This window comes from Rothia santali (assembly GCF_024199905.1).
In the GTDB taxonomy this organism is placed as follows: domain Bacteria; phylum Actinomycetota; class Actinomycetes; order Actinomycetales; family Micrococcaceae; genus Rothia; species Rothia santali.
Genome location: NZ_JANAFB010000050.1, coordinates 1 through 17,075, shown reverse-complemented (window position 1 = coordinate 17,075; position 17,075 = coordinate 1). Strand labels below are relative to the sequence as shown.

At 71.2% G+C, this 17,075-nt stretch carries 14 protein-coding genes and 2 pseudogenes; 8 read left to right on the top strand and 8 right to left on the bottom strand.

Translation table 11 applies throughout. The features are described 5' to 3' along the window. A partial coding sequence (locus tag NBM05_RS13935; protein ID WP_254168693.1) for a thiamine pyrophosphate-binding protein occupies window positions 1–626 on the top strand: 626 nt, incomplete at its 5' end. Between the two features lie 440 nt (window positions 627–1,066). Here NBM05_RS13935 and NBM05_RS13930 read toward each other — a convergent pair. From NBM05_RS13930 to NBM05_RS13905, 6 genes are all read right to left on the bottom strand, one after another. Next, window positions 1,067–1,486, bottom strand: coding sequence for a hypothetical protein (locus NBM05_RS13930; protein ID WP_254168691.1), 420 nt, complete (start codon window positions 1,484–1,486; stop codon window positions 1,067–1,069). Window positions 1,487–2,069: 583 nt separating this feature from the next. Continuing rightward, entirely contained in the window at window positions 2,070–4,694 is a 2,625-nt protein-coding gene (locus tag NBM05_RS13925) for an MMPL family transporter (RefSeq protein ID WP_254168689.1), read from the bottom strand. A 2-nt stretch (window positions 4,695–4,696) separates the two neighbouring features. After that, a complete protein-coding gene (locus tag NBM05_RS13920) occupies window positions 4,697–5,356 on the bottom strand; it encodes a TetR/AcrR family transcriptional regulator (RefSeq protein WP_254168687.1) in 660 nt (219 codons plus the stop codon). A 104-nt stretch (window positions 5,357–5,460) separates the two neighbouring features. Continuing rightward, the gene (locus NBM05_RS13915) at window positions 5,461–6,246 is read right to left on the bottom strand and encodes an amino acid ABC transporter ATP-binding protein (RefSeq protein ID WP_254168685.1); all 786 of its coding nucleotides are present in this window, start codon (window positions 6,244–6,246) and stop codon (window positions 5,461–5,463) included. Window positions 6,247–6,268: 22 nt separating this feature from the next. Continuing rightward, window positions 6,269–7,060, bottom strand: a complete 792-nt coding sequence (locus NBM05_RS13910; protein WP_254168683.1) for an amino acid ABC transporter permease — start codon at window positions 7,058–7,060, stop codon at window positions 6,269–6,271. An 85-nt stretch (window positions 7,061–7,145) separates the two neighbouring features. Then, window positions 7,146–7,961: an ABC transporter substrate-binding protein gene (locus NBM05_RS13905; protein ID WP_254168682.1), complete on the bottom strand. Its 816-nt coding sequence runs from the start codon at window positions 7,959–7,961 to the stop codon at window positions 7,146–7,148. 229 nt (window positions 7,962–8,190) lie between these two features. Between NBM05_RS13905 and NBM05_RS13900 the strand changes: the two genes are divergently transcribed. The 5 genes from NBM05_RS13900 (at window position 8,191) to NBM05_RS13880 (ending at window position 13,329) form a co-directional block, all read left to right on the top strand. Beyond that, window positions 8,191–8,838 (top strand): demethylmenaquinone methyltransferase, encoded by a 648-nt coding sequence (locus NBM05_RS13900; RefSeq protein ID WP_254168696.1) that lies wholly within the window; start codon window positions 8,191–8,193, stop codon window positions 8,836–8,838. A gap of 5 nt (window positions 8,839–8,843) precedes the next feature. Next, window positions 8,844–10,244, top strand: coding sequence for an FAD-dependent oxidoreductase (locus NBM05_RS13895; protein ID WP_254168680.1), 1,401 nt, complete (start codon window positions 8,844–8,846; stop codon window positions 10,242–10,244). A gap of 153 nt (window positions 10,245–10,397) precedes the next feature. Then, window positions 10,398–11,405, top strand: a complete 1,008-nt coding sequence (locus tag NBM05_RS13890; protein WP_254168695.1) for a polyprenyl synthetase family protein — start codon at window positions 10,398–10,400, stop codon at window positions 11,403–11,405. A 56-nt stretch (window positions 11,406–11,461) separates the two neighbouring features. After that, entirely contained in the window at window positions 11,462–13,228 is a 1,767-nt protein-coding gene (locus NBM05_RS13885; RefSeq protein WP_254168678.1) for a sodium-dependent transporter, read from the top strand. Then, window positions 13,225–13,329, top strand: coding sequence for a methionine/alanine import family NSS transporter small subunit (locus NBM05_RS13880; protein ID WP_254168677.1), 105 nt, complete (start codon window positions 13,225–13,227; stop codon window positions 13,327–13,329). Before NBM05_RS13885 ends, NBM05_RS13880 begins: the two co-directional genes overlap by 4 nt. A gap of 120 nt (window positions 13,330–13,449) precedes the next feature. Here the strand turns inward: NBM05_RS13880 and NBM05_RS13875 are convergent, their stop codons facing one another. After that, window positions 13,450–14,760: a cation:dicarboxylate symporter family transporter gene (locus NBM05_RS13875; protein WP_254168675.1), complete on the bottom strand. Its 1,311-nt coding sequence runs from the start codon at window positions 14,758–14,760 to the stop codon at window positions 13,450–13,452. 487 nt (window positions 14,761–15,247) lie between these two features. Between NBM05_RS13875 and NBM05_RS15500 the strand changes: the two genes are divergently transcribed. After that, the gene (locus NBM05_RS15500) at window positions 15,248–15,373 is read left to right on the top strand and encodes a hypothetical protein (protein ID WP_302184038.1); all 126 of its coding nucleotides are present in this window, start codon (window positions 15,248–15,250) and stop codon (window positions 15,371–15,373) included. A 564-nt stretch (window positions 15,374–15,937) separates the two neighbouring features. Here NBM05_RS15500 and NBM05_RS15930 read toward each other — a convergent pair. Then, window positions 15,938–16,312 (bottom strand): annotated as a pseudogene (locus NBM05_RS15930) (DUF6882 domain-containing protein); the annotation flags it as partial. 103 nt (window positions 16,313–16,415) lie between these two features. On the opposite strand from NBM05_RS15930, the pseudogene NBM05_RS13870 reads away from it, so the two are divergent. Then, window positions 16,416–17,075: pseudogene (locus tag NBM05_RS13870) on the top strand (hypothetical protein); the annotation flags it as partial.

The following is a 17,075-nucleotide window of genomic DNA, read 5'->3' as shown; positions in this document are numbered from 1 at the left end:
CCGCCGGGGAGCGCACCGGCGTCCCCGGCGGCCTCGAGGTGGCCCGGGCCGTGTGGCGCGCCGCGGTGGCCGACGGCGCGACGCTGATCTCCGGCTCCTCGAACGCGGTGCGGGACCTCGACCTCGCGGCCGAGCCCGGCGACCTGGACCCGGCCGACGTTCCCCGCGTGTACTCCAACCGCGGGCTGGCCGGCATTGACGGCACGATCGCCACGGCCAGCGGGATCGCCCTCGCCGAGGGGGCGCCCGTGCGGCTGCTGATCGGCGACCTGACCTTCCTGCACGACGTCGGCGCCCTGCTCTTCGGCCCCGGCGAGCGGGTCCCGCGTCTGCAGATCGTGGTGTTCAACGACGCCGGGGGTGGCATCTTCGCGACGCTGGAGCACGGCCGGGTGGGGGAGCACGAGGACTGGACGGCCGCCGTCGAGCGCTTCTTCGGCACCCCGCACGCCGCGGACTTCGAGCGGATCGTGACCGCCTACGGGCACCGCTACGACTCCGCCCGGCGCGTCGACGAGCTCGAGGAGCTGCTGGCCGAGGTGCCCGAGGGCATCTCGGTGATCGAGGTGCGCGGCACCCGCTCGATGCTGGGCGCGCTGCACCACGAGCTGAACTCCCTGCGCTGAAGGGTCCCGCTCAGCGTCGGCGCCGGCGTTCCACCGACGCCGAGGCGACGCGCCGGCCCCAGCGGAGGACGAGATACGACGCAGCCAACACGGCGACGGCGCAGCCGAAGAAGACACTGTGGGGGAGCGTCACGATGCCGAGTGACACGGGCCCGGAGGCTATGGCCAGCCCCAGGAGGAGCGCCGCGACGGCAGACAAGGCAGACTGGGCCTCGCGCCACAGGAGCGAACGTCGTCTGCCCTTCATGCTGAGTCCTTTCGAGGTGGGGAGAAGGGTTGGCTAGGCACAAGTAGCAGGCTTCCGGACAGTCCTGTGCTCTATCGCTGAAGAGATGGGTTCCGGAGACGCGCAGGACCGCTTGGGATCGGGCGTTTGTCCTGGTCATAAGAAAAAATGGTCATGAGTATCAGTCTGATACTTAGTACGACATCCTCCGGGACTAGATCCCACATGCCCCCAACGCAGCCACGCCGGAAAGACTTTTTGCCAAGTCGATGATTTCCCGTTCGGCGGATCGACCAGCGATGCCGCGAGCCCCCATGAAGATACGAGCGACTGTTCGGGCTCCGTATCTGGAAACCAAACGTCCGAGACGGAATGCCAGGTTCGCGATTCTGGCAGCGGGAAACACCGTCTGGGCTATGAACCATGCGATTCCGGCCGCGCAGGCGGCGACCCGGGTGACGTTCGCTTGGGCACCGACTACGCCGGTGCGGGGAGGCGGAGCATCGAACTCTCGTCTCAGATGCTGCGCGTATTCGTCAAGCTTCTTCAACTCATCAACTGGAAGGGTGACTCCTGCCACCTGACCGCCACCATCCACGACTTCGTAGATGGGGACGCCTTGAACGTAATCCACGACCTTTCCTCGCACGCAACCCCCCGGCAAGGAGGGGGCAGCTGGAGGGGTGACCGATGTGCTTCCTGAGGGAGGAGAGGCAAGGGCTGGAACTCCCAGGAATGCTGCCCCCGTCCCAACGGCAGCGGCCGTCAATATCGTCCGACGATCAAAAATTGAGGAACTATTGTGGCTCATGTTTTCTCCTCCTGATGAAATGTTCGTAGTGCCGGCCGGGTGGCGCAGGCCCACTCTCGCCATCCGGGTGACTCGCTTGAGCGGCTACTTCAGCATTACCAAGCCCGCCAGGGTGGGCTAAGTACAAGGTGCTGCTACTTTCGGAGCAATATTCTCGATGGATTACCCCCGAATAACCGCTTCTGGCGACGATTTCGAGCGAGTTGATGAATGTGGCAAGGCATGGAGATGAAGCGTTTCCCCTCATCGCAGTAGCCATTTGCAGATCCATCGCCAGCCCATCACTGGATCCGGCCGATTCGCGAAGGAGGACGACGAAGGTCCCCGCCCCCAGCGATGACCGCTGGGGACGGGGACCTTCGTCGCAGGTGGGCGGGCCGGGGCGGTGTGCCCCGGCCCGCCTCGGTCAGCGGGCTGCGGCCGACTCCTCCGCCGGCGCCGCGGTCCGCGTCGCCGCATCGTCCGTCGACGGACCCGCACCGGCCTCAGCAGCGTCGTCCTCCGCGTGCTGCCGGTGCACCCGGTTCTCCAGCGAGGAGCCCTCGACGTCCACGTTGGGCAGGATCCGGTCCAGCCAGCGCGGGATCCACCAGGCCTTCTCGCCCAGCAGGTGCATCACCGCGGGGATCAGGGTCATGCGGATGACGAAGGCGTCCAGGAAGACGCCCAGCGCCAGGCCGAAGCCGATCGGCCGGATCATCGACAGCTCAGAGAACACGAAGCCGCCGAACACGCTCATCATGATGATCGCCGCGGCGATGACCACCCGGGCCGACTGGTTGTACCCGGTGACCACCGCGCGCCGCGCCGCCTGGCCGTGCGCGTAGCTCTCCCGCATCCCGGTGACCAGGAAGATCTGGTAGTCCATCGCGAGGCCGAAGAGGATGCCGACCGTGAGGATCGGCAGGAACGAGAGCACCACCGAGGGGTCGTGCACGCCGAAGACCGGCCCCAGCCAGCCCCACTGGTAGATCGCGACGACGCCGCCGAACACCGCGAGCAGCGAGAACAGGAAGCCCAGCGTCGCGAACAGCGGCACGAGGATCGAGCGGAACACCAGGATCAGGATGATGAAGGACAGCCCCAGGACGATCCCCACGTAGACCGGCAGGGCGCCCGCCAGGATCTGCGAGATGTCGATGTTGCCGCCGGTCATGCCGGTCACGCCCAGGGTCGCGCCGTAGCGGTCCTGGATCTCGCCGGAGAGGTCGCGCAGGTCGTTGACCAGCACCTCGGTCGAGTCGGCCGCGGGCCCCTCGGTCGGGGTGATCTGGAAGACCAGGGTCGAGTGGTCCTCGGACATGCCCGAGGGGACCACGGAGACGACGTCGTCGTCCTCGAGGATGCGCTGGGCGATGTCGACCTGCAGCTCCTGGGCCTGCGCCTCGTCGAGGTCGCCCTCGGCCTGCGCCACGCCCACGATGGGACCGTTGGCGCCCGCGCCGAACTTGTCCGCGATGACCTGGTAGGCCCGGTACTGCGTGGAGTCCTGCGGCTCGGTCGAGGCGTCGGGCAGGCCCAGGCGCATCGAGGCCGCCGGGATCGCGACGATGCCGAGCACCACCACGGTCGCCACGATCACCGAGACCGGGTGCCGGGTGACCATCTTGATCCAGCCGCGCGCCTCGGCCGGGTTGCGCCGGCGGACGTGCTTGCCGGCGTCGCCCCGGTAGGCGGCCCGCTGGCCCTTGGACAGCGCTCGCAGCCCGATCAGCCCCAGCAGGGCCGGGGTCAGGGTCACGGAGATCAGCACGGCGATGAGCACCGAGATCGCCGCCGTGGTCCCCATGAGCCCCAGGAACGGGATCCCGACGACGTTGAGCGCCAGCAGCGCGATCATCACCGTGGACCCGGCGAAGACGACGGCGTTGCCGCTCGTCCCGTTGGCCAGGCCGACCGACTCCTCGACCCCCAGGCCGTGGCGCAGGTTGGTCCGGTGCCGGTTGATGATGAACAGCGAGTAGTCGATGCCGACCGCGAGCCCGAGCATCAGGCCCAGGATCGGGGTGATCTGCTGGACCTCGAACACCGCGGAGAGCGCCAGCGTGATGAGGCTGCCGATGCCGACGCCGATCAGCGCGGTCAGGATCGGCAGGCCCGCGGCGATCAGCGTCCCCAGCATGATCAGCAGGACGATCAGCGCCACCACGACGCCGATGATCTCCGAGGGACCGGCCAGGCTGTTGATGTCCTGGGCGATGGTCATGCTGATCTCGTCGTCGACGCCGTCGAGCCCGGCGTCGGCGAACTCGTCCATGACCGCGTCCTTGGTCTCCTGGCTGATGTTCTGCTCGGACTCGGTGAAGGCGATGTTCACCAGGGCCGTGGTCCCGTCCTCGGAGACCATGTCCGCGGCGGAGGAGAGGGCGTACAGCGCGCGGTTGGTGTTGTACGTGTCCTGCTGGGCCTGCAGCTCTTCGCGGCTGTCGGCCAGCTGGTCGGCGGTCGAGTCCAGCTCGGAGCGCCGGTCGTCCAGCTCGCGCTGCTGCTCGGCGAGGCTGTCGCCGTCGCCGCCGCGCACGCCGAGGTCGTCGTTCTCGGAGCGGGCGGAGTCCAGTTGGGACTGGGCGTCGTCGAGCTGGGCGCGGCCGTCGCTGACCTGCTGCTCGCCCGAGAGGATCTGGGACCAGCCGCCTTCGATCTGGCCGGCGGCGTCGTCGAGCTGCGTCTTGGCGTCGGCCATCTGCTGCTCGGTCTCGAACGGGTCGATGGCCTGCTCGACGCCGTCGATGTCGGACAGCCCGCCCAGGAAGGAGGAGATCTGCGCGCGCTGGTCGTCGGTGAACGGCTGGTCGTCATCGGTGGTGAGCACCACCTGCCCGATGCCGTTGCTGGCGGCCGGCAGCTCCTCCTTCAGGACGTCCTGGAGCCGCTCGGTCTCCGAGCCCGGGATGCTGAAGCTGTTGCTCAGCTGCCCGCCGAAGGCCGCGAAGCTGCCGCCCGCGGCGGCCAGCACGACCACCCAGAGCGCGATGAACAGCCACGCGGTGCGGGCGGCGAACCGCCCGAGTCTGTACAGAAGTGATGCCACGATCAGTTCCTATTCGATGAGTGCCGGAAGGAGAAGTGCGAGGAGGAGAGGAAGGTGAGCGCCTCGATCACCCGGGCGCGGGAGTGCTCCAGGGACTGCGGCTCGTCGACGCAGGCCTCGAGCGAGACCGCCACCGACTCGATGAGGACGGTGCACAGGATGCGCACGCGCACCCGGTCGGCGTCGGGGTAGGCGGCGTCCACCAGCCGGGCGAAGGCCTCGATGGTGTGCTCGATGGACTGCTGCCCCCACGAGTCCAGCGACTGGTGGTGGCGCAGCTGCGCGGCGGTGTCCAGGATGCCCTGGACGATCCGCAGGGGCTCGGCCTCGAGGATGAAGTCCCCGAAGGCCTGGGTCACCTCCGCGGCCATGCGCTCCGTCCTGCCCTCGACGTCGAGGCGGAAGCCCGCGATCAGGGAGTCGAAGTCGTCGTGCAGCTGGGCGTAGGCCGCCTCCTCGATCGAGGAGAAGTGGTTGAACACCGTGCGGCGCGAGACGCCCGCCCGCTCGGCGATCTCGTCCACGCGCAGCTGGTCGGCGCCCTTGACGCGGATCAGCTCCGCCGCGGCGGCCGCGATCGCCCGGCGGTTCTGGGTGCGCACGAGGGCGCGCCGGTCCGGGCGGGCGGCGTCGTCGGGGGGAGGGGCTGGAGAATCGCTCACTCTCTTACACTAAGTGCAACGATGCACCGGGTGCAACGACCGGGGCGCGGATCGCCGGGCGATGTGATGGACGCCTCTTCCGGGGCGAGCCCCCGGAGCGGCCGTCAGTCCTCCGGTGCCTCGACGCCGGTCGGGTTCAGCACCCGGGAGAGGAAGCGCTGCGTGCGCTCCTGCTGCGGCGCGCCGATCACCTCGGCGGCCGGCCCCTCCTCGACCACGACCCCGCCGTCCATGAAGGCCACCCGGTCGGCGACGTCGCGGGCGAAGGCCATCTCGTGGGTCACCACCAGCATGGTCATGCCGCGCTCGGCCAGGGAGCGCATGACCGCCAGGACGTCGCCCACGGTCTCTGGGTCCAGGGCGGAGGTCGGCTCGTCGAAGAGCATCAGCTGCGGGTCCATCGACAGCGCGCGCGCGATGGCCACGCGCTGCTGCTGCCCGCCCGAGAGCTGGTCGGGGTAGCGGTCGGTCTTGTCGGCCAGGCCGACCAGCTCGAGGTTGCGCCGGGACGTCTCGGAGGCCTCGGCGCGGGAGCGCTTGAGCACCTTGCGCTGGGCCACGTTGCAGTTCTCCAGCACCGTGAGGTGCGGGAACAGGTTGAACTGCTGGAAGACCATGCCGACCGAGCGGCGGGCGAGGTCCAGGTCGGCCTCGGGGTCGGTGACCTCGTGCCCGGCGACCTCGATTGTGCCGCGCTGCGGGGACTCCAGCAGGTTGACGCAGCGCAGCAGTGTGGACTTGCCGGACCCGGACGGGCCGATGAGGCACACGACCTCGCCGGCCGCGACCTCCAGGTCGATGCCCTTCAGGACCTCGACGGGGCCGTAGGACTTGTGCAGCCCCCGGATGGAGGCCGAGGCGTGGGGAGCGGGCGTGGATGCGTCGGACATGGTTACCTCTCGGGCGTGGAAGCTAGCGGGACGCCTTGTCGGCGCGGTTCTCGAAGCGGCGGGCCAGGACGCCCAGGGGCACGGTGATGATCAGGTAGCAGGCGCCGGCCACCACGAGCGGGGTCAGCCCGGCGCCGGTGGCGGCGATGCCCTCGCGGCCGAACTTGGTCAGCTCGTACTGCGCCACGGTCATGCCGAGCAGGTAGACGAGCGAGGAGTCCTTGGTCAGCAGGATGATCTCGTTGGTCATGGGCGGCAGGACGATCCGCAGGGCCTGCGGGATGACGATCGTGACCATGGCCCGGCTGTGGGACATGCCGAGCGAGCGGGCCGCCTCCAGCTGCCCCTTGGGCACGGCCTGGAGGCCGGCGCGCAAGACCTCGCCGATGTAGGCCGCCGAGACCAGCCCCAGGGCCAGCATCACGGTGACGTAGTTGGTGAAGCGGAAGCCGAAGGCGAGCGGGATGCCGTAGCCGAAGGCCAGGAAGACCAGCAGGGCGGGCAGGCCGCGGAAGACCTCGATGTACACGGTGGCCAGCCACCGGTACGGGGCCACCGAGGAGAGCTTCATCAGGGCCAGCAGGGTCCCGCCCACGACGCCGACGACGAAGCCGAGCAGCGTGTAGATGACGGTGTTCTTCAGCGCCGTGACGATGATCCCGGGGAACTGCTGGGCGATGATCTCCGGGTCGAAGGCCGCGTCGATCAGGGTGGGCCAGTCGGCGAAGATCGCGACGGCGAGCACCGCCGCGATCAGGACCGCGTACTGCACGGTGCGGCTGGTGCGCTGCCGCTGACGCATTGACATTGCCATCGAAGGTTCGGTTCCTCGCTGCTCGTGGTGGGTGATCGGTGGTGGCCGGCGCGGCGCCGCGGCGGACCGGGCGGCGCCGCGGGGGCTAGGAGGCCTCGGGCGCCTCGGGGCGGGCGGCGTCGGCGGCCTCCGCGCCGAGCCACTGCGAGCGGATGGCGTCCAGGCGCCCGTCGCGCTCCATCTCCGCCAGTACGGAGTCGACGTGCCGCAGCAGGTTCTCGTTGCCCTGCCGGACCCCGACCACCAGCGGCTCCCCGGAGCCGATCTCGTCGACCACGGTCGCCCGCTCGTTGGTCTGCAGCTCGTCGGCGAAGATCGAGAGGTTGCCCACCACGGCGTCGAGCTGCCCGGTGGCCAGGGCCTGCAGCAGCAGCCCGGTGTCCTCGTACTGGATCTTCTCCAGCCCTGCCTCGTCGGCGTAGTCGTCGCCGGAGGTGCCCTGCTGGACCCCCACGCGCCGGCCGGGCAGGTCCTCTGCGGAGGCGATGCCCGAGTCGTCCAGGGTCAGCACCGCGAGCGAGTCGTCGACGTAGGGCTGTGAGAGATCCATCACGGACTCCCGCTCCTCGGTGGCGCCCATGCCGGAGATCACGACGTCGCACTGCAGCGAGGACAGCGCCGAGCCCGACTCCAGCGACTCGAAGCTGGTGTTCAGCACGGTCAGCTCCACGCCCATGCTGCGCGCGATCTCGGTGCCGAGGTCGGGGTCCAGGCCCACGATCTCCCCGCCCCGGTCGAACTCGAAGGGCTTGTAGGGGGAGTTGGCGCACATGGTCATGCTGCCCTCGCTCACCAGCTGCACCTCGCCGGATTCGGTGGAGACCGTCTGCATCGGGGTGCAGCCGGTCAGGGCGAGCGCCGCGGCGGCGGTCAGCCCCGCGCTGGCGAGCGATCTGCGCATGTGGGTCCTCGTCGATGGGTAGGAATGATGGGTCCGGCGCGCCAGGGAGCGGGCGCCGCGTCCGGTGGGGAACCCTACACGAGCGCCGGCGGCCGGGGCGCCGTCCGGTGGGGCCGGGCGGCGGGATCGCCGGCGCGGCAGCCTCCAGGTTATCCGCGGCGGGCCGTTCTGACACAATGGGGATGTGAACCGCGCAGATCTGAGAAAAGTGAGCGACGAGGTCGCCGAGATGTTCGACGGCGTGGCCCCGCGCTACGACCTGATGAACACCCTGCTGTCCCTGGGCCAGGACCGCGGCTGGCGCCGCGCCACCGTGGCCGCCGTGGAGCCGCGTCCCGGGCAGCGGGTCCTGGACATCGCGGCCGGCACCGGCACCTCGTCGGTGCCCTACGCGGAGGCCGGCCTCGACGTCGTGGCCGCCGACCTCTCCGAGGGCATGCTCGCCGAGGGCCGCCGCCGCCACCCGGAGATGGAGTTCGTCCGCGCCGACGTGACGGACCTCCCGTTCGGCGACGCCGAGTTCGACGTCGTCACCATGTCCTTCGGCCTGCGCAACGTGGCCGACTACCCCCGCGCCCTCGCCGAGCTGCACCGGGTGACCAAGACCGGCGGCCGGATCGTGGTCTGCGAGTTCTCGACGCCGGTGTGGCCGCCTTTCCGGGTCCTGTACCAGGAGTACCTGATGCGGGCCTTCCCGCCGGCGGCCCGGCTGTTCTCCTCCAACCCGGAGTCCTACGAGTACCTGGCCGAGACCATCCGCGACTGGCCCGCCCAGGACGAGCTCGCGGCCGCCTTCTCCCGCGCCGGCTGGAAGGGCGTCAAGTACCGCAACCTGACGGGCGGCGTCGTCGCCCTGCACCGCGGATTCAAGGGCTGAGGCGGATGCGCGTTCTGATCGTCGGGGCGGGCCCGGCCGGCTCGACCGCGGCCTACTGGCTCGCGAGCTCGGGCCACGAGGTGACCGTGCTGGAGAAGACCCGCTTCCCGCGGGAGAAGGTGTGCGGGGACGGCCTGACCCCGCGCGCGGTCCGCGAGATGGTCCTGATGGGCCTGCCGCACGGCGTCGAGGACGGCTACCACCGGCAGCGGGGGCTGCGGCTGCGCGCGGCGGGCACCAGCATCGACCTGCCCTTCGAGGCTGCGGGCGACTTCCCCGGCTACGGCCTGACCCGCACCCGCTACGGCTTCGACGAGGACCTCGCCCGGCACGCCCGCGCCGCCGGCGCCCGGATCCTGGAGGGCCACGCGGCCCACGAGGTGATCCGGGCCGGCGAGCTCGGCTCGGCCCCGGAGGGGCTCCCCGCGAGCCTGCTCCGCGACCCCGAGCGCATCGTCGGGATCCGCGCCCGGCTGCACGACGCCGCGGGCCGCCGGACGGGGGAGACCGCCGACTTCCACGCCGACGTCGTGCTGGCCGCCGACGGCAACTCGACCCGCGTGGCCGTCGCGGCCGGGCTGGAGAAGCGCGACGACCGCCCCCTGGGCGTCGCGGTGCGCGCGTATTACGACTCCCCGCGCTCCGAGCTGGACTGGATGGAGGGCTGGCTGGAGCTGCGGGGCGACGACGCCGCCCGCACCGGGGGAGCGGCCGGCCGCTCCCGGGGCGCCTCGGGCCGCGCCGGGACCCCCTCCTCGGAGGCCGCGGGGCCCGGCGGGCTGCTGCCCGGCTACGGCTGGATCTTCGGCGTCGGGGACGGCACGGCCAACGTGGGCCTGGGCATCCTCAACACCTCCCGGGAGTTCGGGACCCTCGACTACCGCAAGGTCCTGGCCTCCTGGACCGCGAGCATGCCCGAGGAGTGGCGGCTGGACCCGGAGCACCGCACCGGCCGGGTGCTGGGCGCGGCCCTGCCGATGGGCTTCAACCGCACTCCCCACTACGTGCCCGGCCTCATGCTGCTGGGCGACTCGGGCGGGATGGTCTCGCCGTTCAACGGCGAGGGCATCTCCTACGCGATGGAATCGGGTCGCTATGCCGCGGATCTGATCGCGGAGGCCGCCCGGGCCAATGGGCCGGCCCAGCGCGAGCTCGCGCTGTCCCAGTACCCCGACGTCATCGGCGGCGCGTGGGGCTCGTACTTCACGCTCGGCAGGCTCTGCGCCCAGCTGATCGGCAGGCCCGCGGTCATGCGCGCCGCGCTCGCGGCCGGGATGTCGGTCCCGGCGCTCATGCGCCTGGCGGTCTCGATCATGGCCAACATGAGCCCCGACCGGCCGGAGACGCTCACGGACCGAGTGATCGGCGTCGTCGAGGCACTCACGCCCGCCACGTCCACCCGATAAGATCGTGGGCGACCCCTTCCACGCCGCCCGTGCCCACCGCGAACTTGCTCGTCAGACAGATAGTGTGAACCCGTGACCGAATCAAACCCCGCCCAGCCGGCGGATCAGCCCGAGACGCCCCTGACCGCCGACCTCTTCGCGGCCTTCGAGGGCATGACCCTGCCCGCAGGCTTCGAGCTGATCGCCCGCGACGAGGAGCTCGGCCCCAAGATCCTGCAGGGCCTTGGCGAGGTCGAGGAGCGGCTGGACCGGGCCATGCGCTACACGGACGCCCTGGCCGACGTCGCCGCCCGCCACCTCCTGGAGGCCGGCGGCAAGCGCGTGCGCCCGCTGCTGGCCCTGCTGGCCGCCGAGGCCTCGGGCGGCATCAACGACGACGTCCTCCAGGCGGGCGTGGTCACCGAGCTGACCCACCTGGCGACCCTGTACCACGACGACGTCATGGACGACGCGACCAAGCGCCGCGGGACCGACGCCGCGCACACCATCTGGGGCAACTCCGTCGCGATCCTGACCGGGGACCTGATCTTCTCCCGCGCCTCGCTCATCGTCTCAGAGCTCGGGGCCCGGCCGCTGGCCATCCAGGCCCGGACCTTCGAGCGCCTCGTCCTGGGCCAGCTCCACGAGACCTCCGGGCCCGGCACGGACGAGGACCTCCTGGCGCACTACATCAAGGTCATCGAGGGCAAGACCGGCTCGCTCATCGCCGCGGCCTGCGAGTACGGCTCGCACCTGGCCGGGGCGTCCGAGGAGACCGTGCAGATCCTGATCCGCTACGGCGAGCTGGTCGGCGTCGCGTTCCAGCTGGCCGACGACGTCATCGACGTGACCGCCGACGACGCCGTCTCCGGCAAGACCCCGGGCACCGACCTGCGCGAGGGCGTGCCCACCCTCCCCACGATCCTGGTGCGGCAGGCCGCGCTGGACGGGGACGAGGCGGCCCAGCGCGTCGTCGAGCTCATGGACGCAGACCTCGCCTCCGACGAGGCCCTGGACCGCGCCGTCCGCGCCCTGGCGGCTCACCCGGCCACCAGCACCGCCTGGAACATCGCCTACCGCTGGGCCGACGACGCGATCGAGGCCATCTCGCCCCTGCCGGACTCCACGGTCAAGCGGGCGCTCGAGAGCTTCGCCCACGCCGTCGTGCACCGGGACGCCTGAGGGGCACCCACCCACCGCAGAACGCCGCAGCGCCATCACCCGACGAGAGGCCTCCTATGAGCAGTTCACCCCCGACCACCGAGGCGCCGGCCGAGCGGCGCGAGGGCTTCTCGAGCCGGCGGGTCTTCATCTTCGCCGCGATCGGGTCCGCCATCGGCCTCGGCAACATCTGGCGCTTCCCCTACGTCGCCTACGAGAACGGCGGGGGCGCCTTCATCGTGCCCTACCTCGTGGCGCTGCTGACCGCGGGCATCCCGCTGCTGTTCTTCGACTACGCGATCGGGCACCGGCACCGGGCCTCCGCGCCGCTGTCCTTCCGGCGCCTGCACCCCAAGCTCGAGTTCCTGGGCTGGTGGCAGCTGGCGATCTGCTTCGTGATCGCCTCCTACTACGCCGTGATCCTGGCCTGGGCCGTCATGTACACGGGCTTCTCCTTCACCCGCGCCTGGGGCGATGACCCCGCCGGGTACTTCCAGGAGACATTCACCCAGTCCACCGGCGGGCCGGGCGTCGGCTTCGACGTCGTGCCGCAGGTGATGATCCCGCTCGCGGCCGTGTGGGTCGTGCTGCTGATCGTGATGTCCCTCGGCGTGCAGAAGGGCATCGGCGCCTCGAACGTGGTCTTCCTGCCGCTGCTGGTGGTCATGTTCGTCGTCATGGTCGTCATGGCGCTCACGCTGCCCGGGGCGGAGATCGGGCTGGACGCGCTGTTCACCCCCGACTGGTCCCTCCTGGGCGACTCGGGCGTGTGGGTCGCGGCCTACGGCCAGATCTTCTTCTCGCTGTCGGTGGGCTTCGGCATCATGATCACCTATTCCTCGTACCTGAAGCGCAAGACCGACCTGACGAGCTCGGGCCTGGTCGTCGGGTTCTCCAACTCCAGCTTCGAGATCCTCGCCGGCATCGGGGTCTTCGCGGCGCTGGGCTTCATGGCGCAGGCGGCGGGCACCGGGGTCTCCGAGGTGGCGGACTCCGGCATCGGGCTGGCCTTCATCGCCTTCCCCGCGGTGATCAACGAGGCGCCGTTCGGGCTGCTGATCGGGGTGCTGTTCTTCGGCGCCCTCTCGTTCGCGGCGTTCACCTCGCTCATCTCGATCGTCGAGGTCGTCATCGCGGGCGTGCAGGACAAGCTCGGGATGCGCCGCGTGCCGGCCACGCTGGGGGTCGGCGGCCTGATCGCCGTGGCCTCGCTGCTGCTGTTCCCGACGACGACCGGGCTGAACCTGCTCGACGTCGTGGACAACTTCGTCAACAACTTCGGCATCGTCGTCGTGGCGCTGATCGCGGTGACCCTGCTGACCGCGGGGTTCAACGCGCTGCCGCGGCTCCGGGACCACCTGAACGCCGTCTCGGCCTTCAAGGTGGGGCGGACCTGGCAGATCTTCGTCGGCGTCGTGACCCCGCTCCTGCTGGGCTACATCCTCATCGACCAGATCAGCGCCGTCATCGCCGAGGGGTACGGCGGGCTGCCGCGCGACTTCGTCAACGTCTACGGCTGGGGGATGTCGATCGGGCTGGTCGTGGTCGCCGTGCTGCTGTCGCTGATCCCCTGGTCGGCGCGCTCGCGGGCCGCCGAGCCGAGCCCCGCGTACGCCGTCCTGGACCCCACGCTGGACGGGACGCTGCTGCGCCGCAACGCCGGCCGCGGCGACGCCGCCCGCGTGGACGTCGACCCCGCCCTCCGTGCCCCGGCCCGGGGGGATCAGGCAGGTCCGGCGCCGTGGGCCGACGCCGCCCCGCGGGATCCCTCGGAGGGCGGCCGGCCCGCGGGGGTCGCCGCCGCCTCGCAGCACCCGGAGCAGGAGAGGGGGGAGCAGGCATGAGCGTCTCGGCAATCGTCATGATGGTGGTGGCCATCGTCACCGTGTGGGGCGGGCTGGTGGCCTCGGTCGTCAACCTGAACCGGTCGAAGGACGAGTCGTAGGGTCAGCCGCGGATCGCGGATCGCGGACGGACCGAGGATCGCCGATCCCCCAACGGCCACGGGCCCCGGCATCTCGAGGATGCCGGGGCCCGTGGCCGTCTGCGCGCCGGGACAGGGGGCCTACCTCGCCCCGAGCGTCCGCCGCATCTTCTCGTGGTCCAGCTGGCCCTCCCAGCGGGCCACCACGAAGGTCGCGACGCAGTTGCCGAGCAGGTTGACGACCACGCGCATCGAGTCCATGATCCGGTCCGCGCCGAGCAGCAGCGCGACGCCGGCCACGGGGAACAGGCCCATCGCGGTCGCGGTCGCGGACAGCGCGAGGAACGAGGAGCCGGGCACGCCCGCCACGCCCTTGGAGGTCAGCAGCAGGATGCCGAGGGCCGCGAGCTGCTGGCCCAGGTCCATCTCGACGCCGAAGGCCTGGGTCAGGAAGACCAGGGAGATGGCCAGGTAGATCGCCGCGCCGTCCATGTTGAAGGAGTAGCCGGTGGGCACCACGAGCCCGGTCGTGGCGCGGGAGGCGCCGGCGTCGGAGAGCTTGTTCATGATGCGGGGGAGGACCGCCTCAGTGGACGCCGTCCCCAGGGCCAGGAGGAACTCCTCGCGGGCGTAGGAGATGAACTTGCCCAGGGGCACCCCGGCGCCCACGCGGGCGACCACTAAGAGCACCACGATGAACCCGAGGGCCGCCGCGTAGCAGGCGAGGATCAGCAGCGCGTAGGTCCCCAGCGTGCTCAGGCCGTACTGGCCGATGATGTAGGCCATGGCCCCGAAGGCGCCCAGGGGGGCGATCCGCATGATCCAGCCCATGATCTTGAAGATGATCTCGAGCACGTCGTCGATCAGGCGGATGACCGGCTCGGCGCGCTTCGGGCCCACCGCGACCATCGCGAGCCCGAAGAACACGGAGAAGAACAGGATCTGCAGCATAGAGTTGGTCGCGAAGGCGTCGAAGATCGACGTCGGGATGACGCTCAGCAGGAACTCGCCGGCGCCCTGGGGGCCCTCGGCGGTCGCGGCGTCGAGCCCCGAGGTGTCCAGGGTGGACGGGTCGATGGACAGCCCGTGGCCGGGGCGCACGAGGTTGCCGACGAGCATCCCGAAGGCCACCGCCGCGGTGGAGGCGACCACGAAGTAGCCGAGGGTCTTCAGCCCGATGCGGCCCACGGTCCTCATATCGCCGATCTTGGCGATGCCGGTGACGACGACCATGAACACCAGCGGCGCGATGATCATCTTGATGAGCCGGATGAACCCGTCGCCCAGGTACTTCAGGGCGTCGGAGGTCTGCGGGAAGAAGTGGCCCACCACGACGCCGAGCGCGACCGCGATCAGCAGGTGGACGAAGGTCGAGCGGTACAGGCCGCGCCAGGGGCTGCGGGGCCGGGAGCGCGGTTCGCTGCGCTGCTGGGTGAGCTGGTCCGAGGTCATGACGGCAGGTTATGCAACCGCTGTTTCGGCGGTGTTTCTGTCGTGAAACCCGACGTTTACACGAGTGAGCGGGCCGAGCTTCGGGGCCTCGGCGGACGCGGCGAGGGCCCGGCGCCTGCCTCCGCTCCCGGGGGAACGGAGGGCGGCGCCGGGCCCTCGACAGGCGGTGCGCTGGGCCCCGCCGGGCCGTCCTACAGGCCGAAGAAGCGGTTGAAGAAGCCCTTCTTGCGGGCCGGCTTCTCCTCGGCCGGGCGCTCCTCGACCTCCTCGACGGTCTCCTCGTACTCCTCGTACTCAGCCTCGTCCCGCGGCTGCTGCGGGGCGGCCGGACGCGAGGCGGCCGTGCTGCCGCCGGCGCGCAGGCGGTCCAGGGCGGAGGGCTCGCCCGCCGGGGCGGTGGCCGGCTCCTGGGCGGCTCGACGACCGGGTGAGCGTCCGTGGCGGCCTCGTCCGCCGCGGGGCCCGAGGTCTGCTCCTCGGGCATCACGTGGGTCGAGACGAGCCCCGGCTCGACGTCGGCGCGCGGGTCCTGGTCGAAGGGCAGGTCGCCGCCGCTGTTGTCCGCGGGCACGACGCCGGCCGGCTCGGCCACGGCTCGCGGGCCTCGGCGTAGCGCGGCTCCGCCGGCTGCTCGCTGGGGCGGTCTCGGCGGCGGGTGCGACTGCGACCTCGGCCGCCTCGTCGGCCGGGCCTCGGCGGCCTCGGCCTCCGCGAGGGCCGCCTGCGTCGCGGCGACCCGCTCCGCCTCGGACTCCTCGCGGGCGCGCCGCTGCTCCGCGGACTCGCGGGCGGCGACGTCGAGCGCGCGCCGGCCCTCCTCGCGCAGTGCCTCGCGGTGCTCCCGGGCGTCGCGGGCGACGCGGGCCAGCTCGCGCTCGTCCACCACGGGCTCGGCCGGCTCGATCCCGGAGATCCTCTGCTCGTCGAACCACAGCCGCAGGGCGCCGTCGGCCGCGGTCACCACGGCGCACGCCTCGGTGTCCCAGGAGATGTGGGCCCCGCGCAGGCGGGCGTAGGAGTCGACGGCCCGCTGGTGGTGTACGGCGGTCCCCGTCTGCAGGGCCTGGGCCATGACGCGGCCCATCCGCTGGACGGTGGGCTCGGGCAGCTCCAGCTCGGGTCCGTCGAGCAGGAGCCAGGCGCGCACCCCTCCGCCGGCGACGGCGGGGTAGTGGGCGTAGATGCCGGTCGCGGCCTTGGCCGCGAGGGTCAGGCGGCGGGCGAGGCCCTCCGAGGACAGGAGCTCGTCGGTGGTCAGCTCGGGGATCTCCAGGCGCTCGCCGGCCTCGCGCGCCTGCACGGCGGCGGCCACCACGGCGTCGGGGAAGTGGCCCAGCTCCTGCCAGGCCCAGATCCAGGAGCCCCGCTGATCGGACTCGGTGCCCAGCAGGTAGGGCGTGAGGGAGCGCGAGGGATCGGACTCGAGGGTGAACGACGGCGCCGAGAAATCCACCGACCAGTCGGAGTCCCCGGTGATCTCGGCCAGCCGGGCCTGGTATTCGGTGGAGATGAAGATCGCTTCGTCGATCAGGTCCTGCAGAGATTTCGTCATGCCAACAGGCTAACAAGGAAAAGCCCCCTCCCGGGCGTCGGTGCGGCGGGGCGAATGTGTAGGCTCGACAGAGCAAGAGCCCACTGATCCGAAGGATGCGCGCATGTCCAGCAACGACGACTCGGGGATGAGCCCGGTGGAGCCCGGGAACGTGACGGACAGGGTCGACGCGGCCGTCAACCAGCTCGCCCACTGGCTGCTCGGCTCCGCCGTGACCGAGCCCGGCTGGGAGCGGATGGTCGCCGACTTCAAGCCCTCGCGCCGCACCCACGGCGCCTACCTCGCGCGCATCGTGGAGGTCCGCGACGGCCGGGAGATCCCGGGCTCCAGCGGGATCCTCGGGCCGCAGACCCGCGCGGTGCCGCTGCTGGACGAGCTGCGGCAGGCGGCCTACACGCCGGATGAGGGCTCCTGGCTCTCCGCGACGCTGATCCTGCGCGCCGACGGCTGGCCGGAGCCCGAGTACGAGGTCGGGATCGACCTGAACCACCACGAGCAGCCCGAGGTCTGGGCGCAGGAGGCCCCGCTGGACGCGGAGGACGTCCTCGCCGACCTCGCCCGCTTCCCGCGCGAAAGGCGCCTGCCCGCCTGGATGCGCGACCTGCTCAGCGACCCGGCCGCCTCCGCCGCGGGGAGCGACGCCGGCACCGCCGCGGGAGCCGGAGCCGACGACGCCCGCACCGCAGCTGCCCAGACCCCGGACCCGTCCGCCCCGGCCTCCGCGGCTCCGCCCTCCGACACCCCGGCCGCCGCCGCCCAGGAC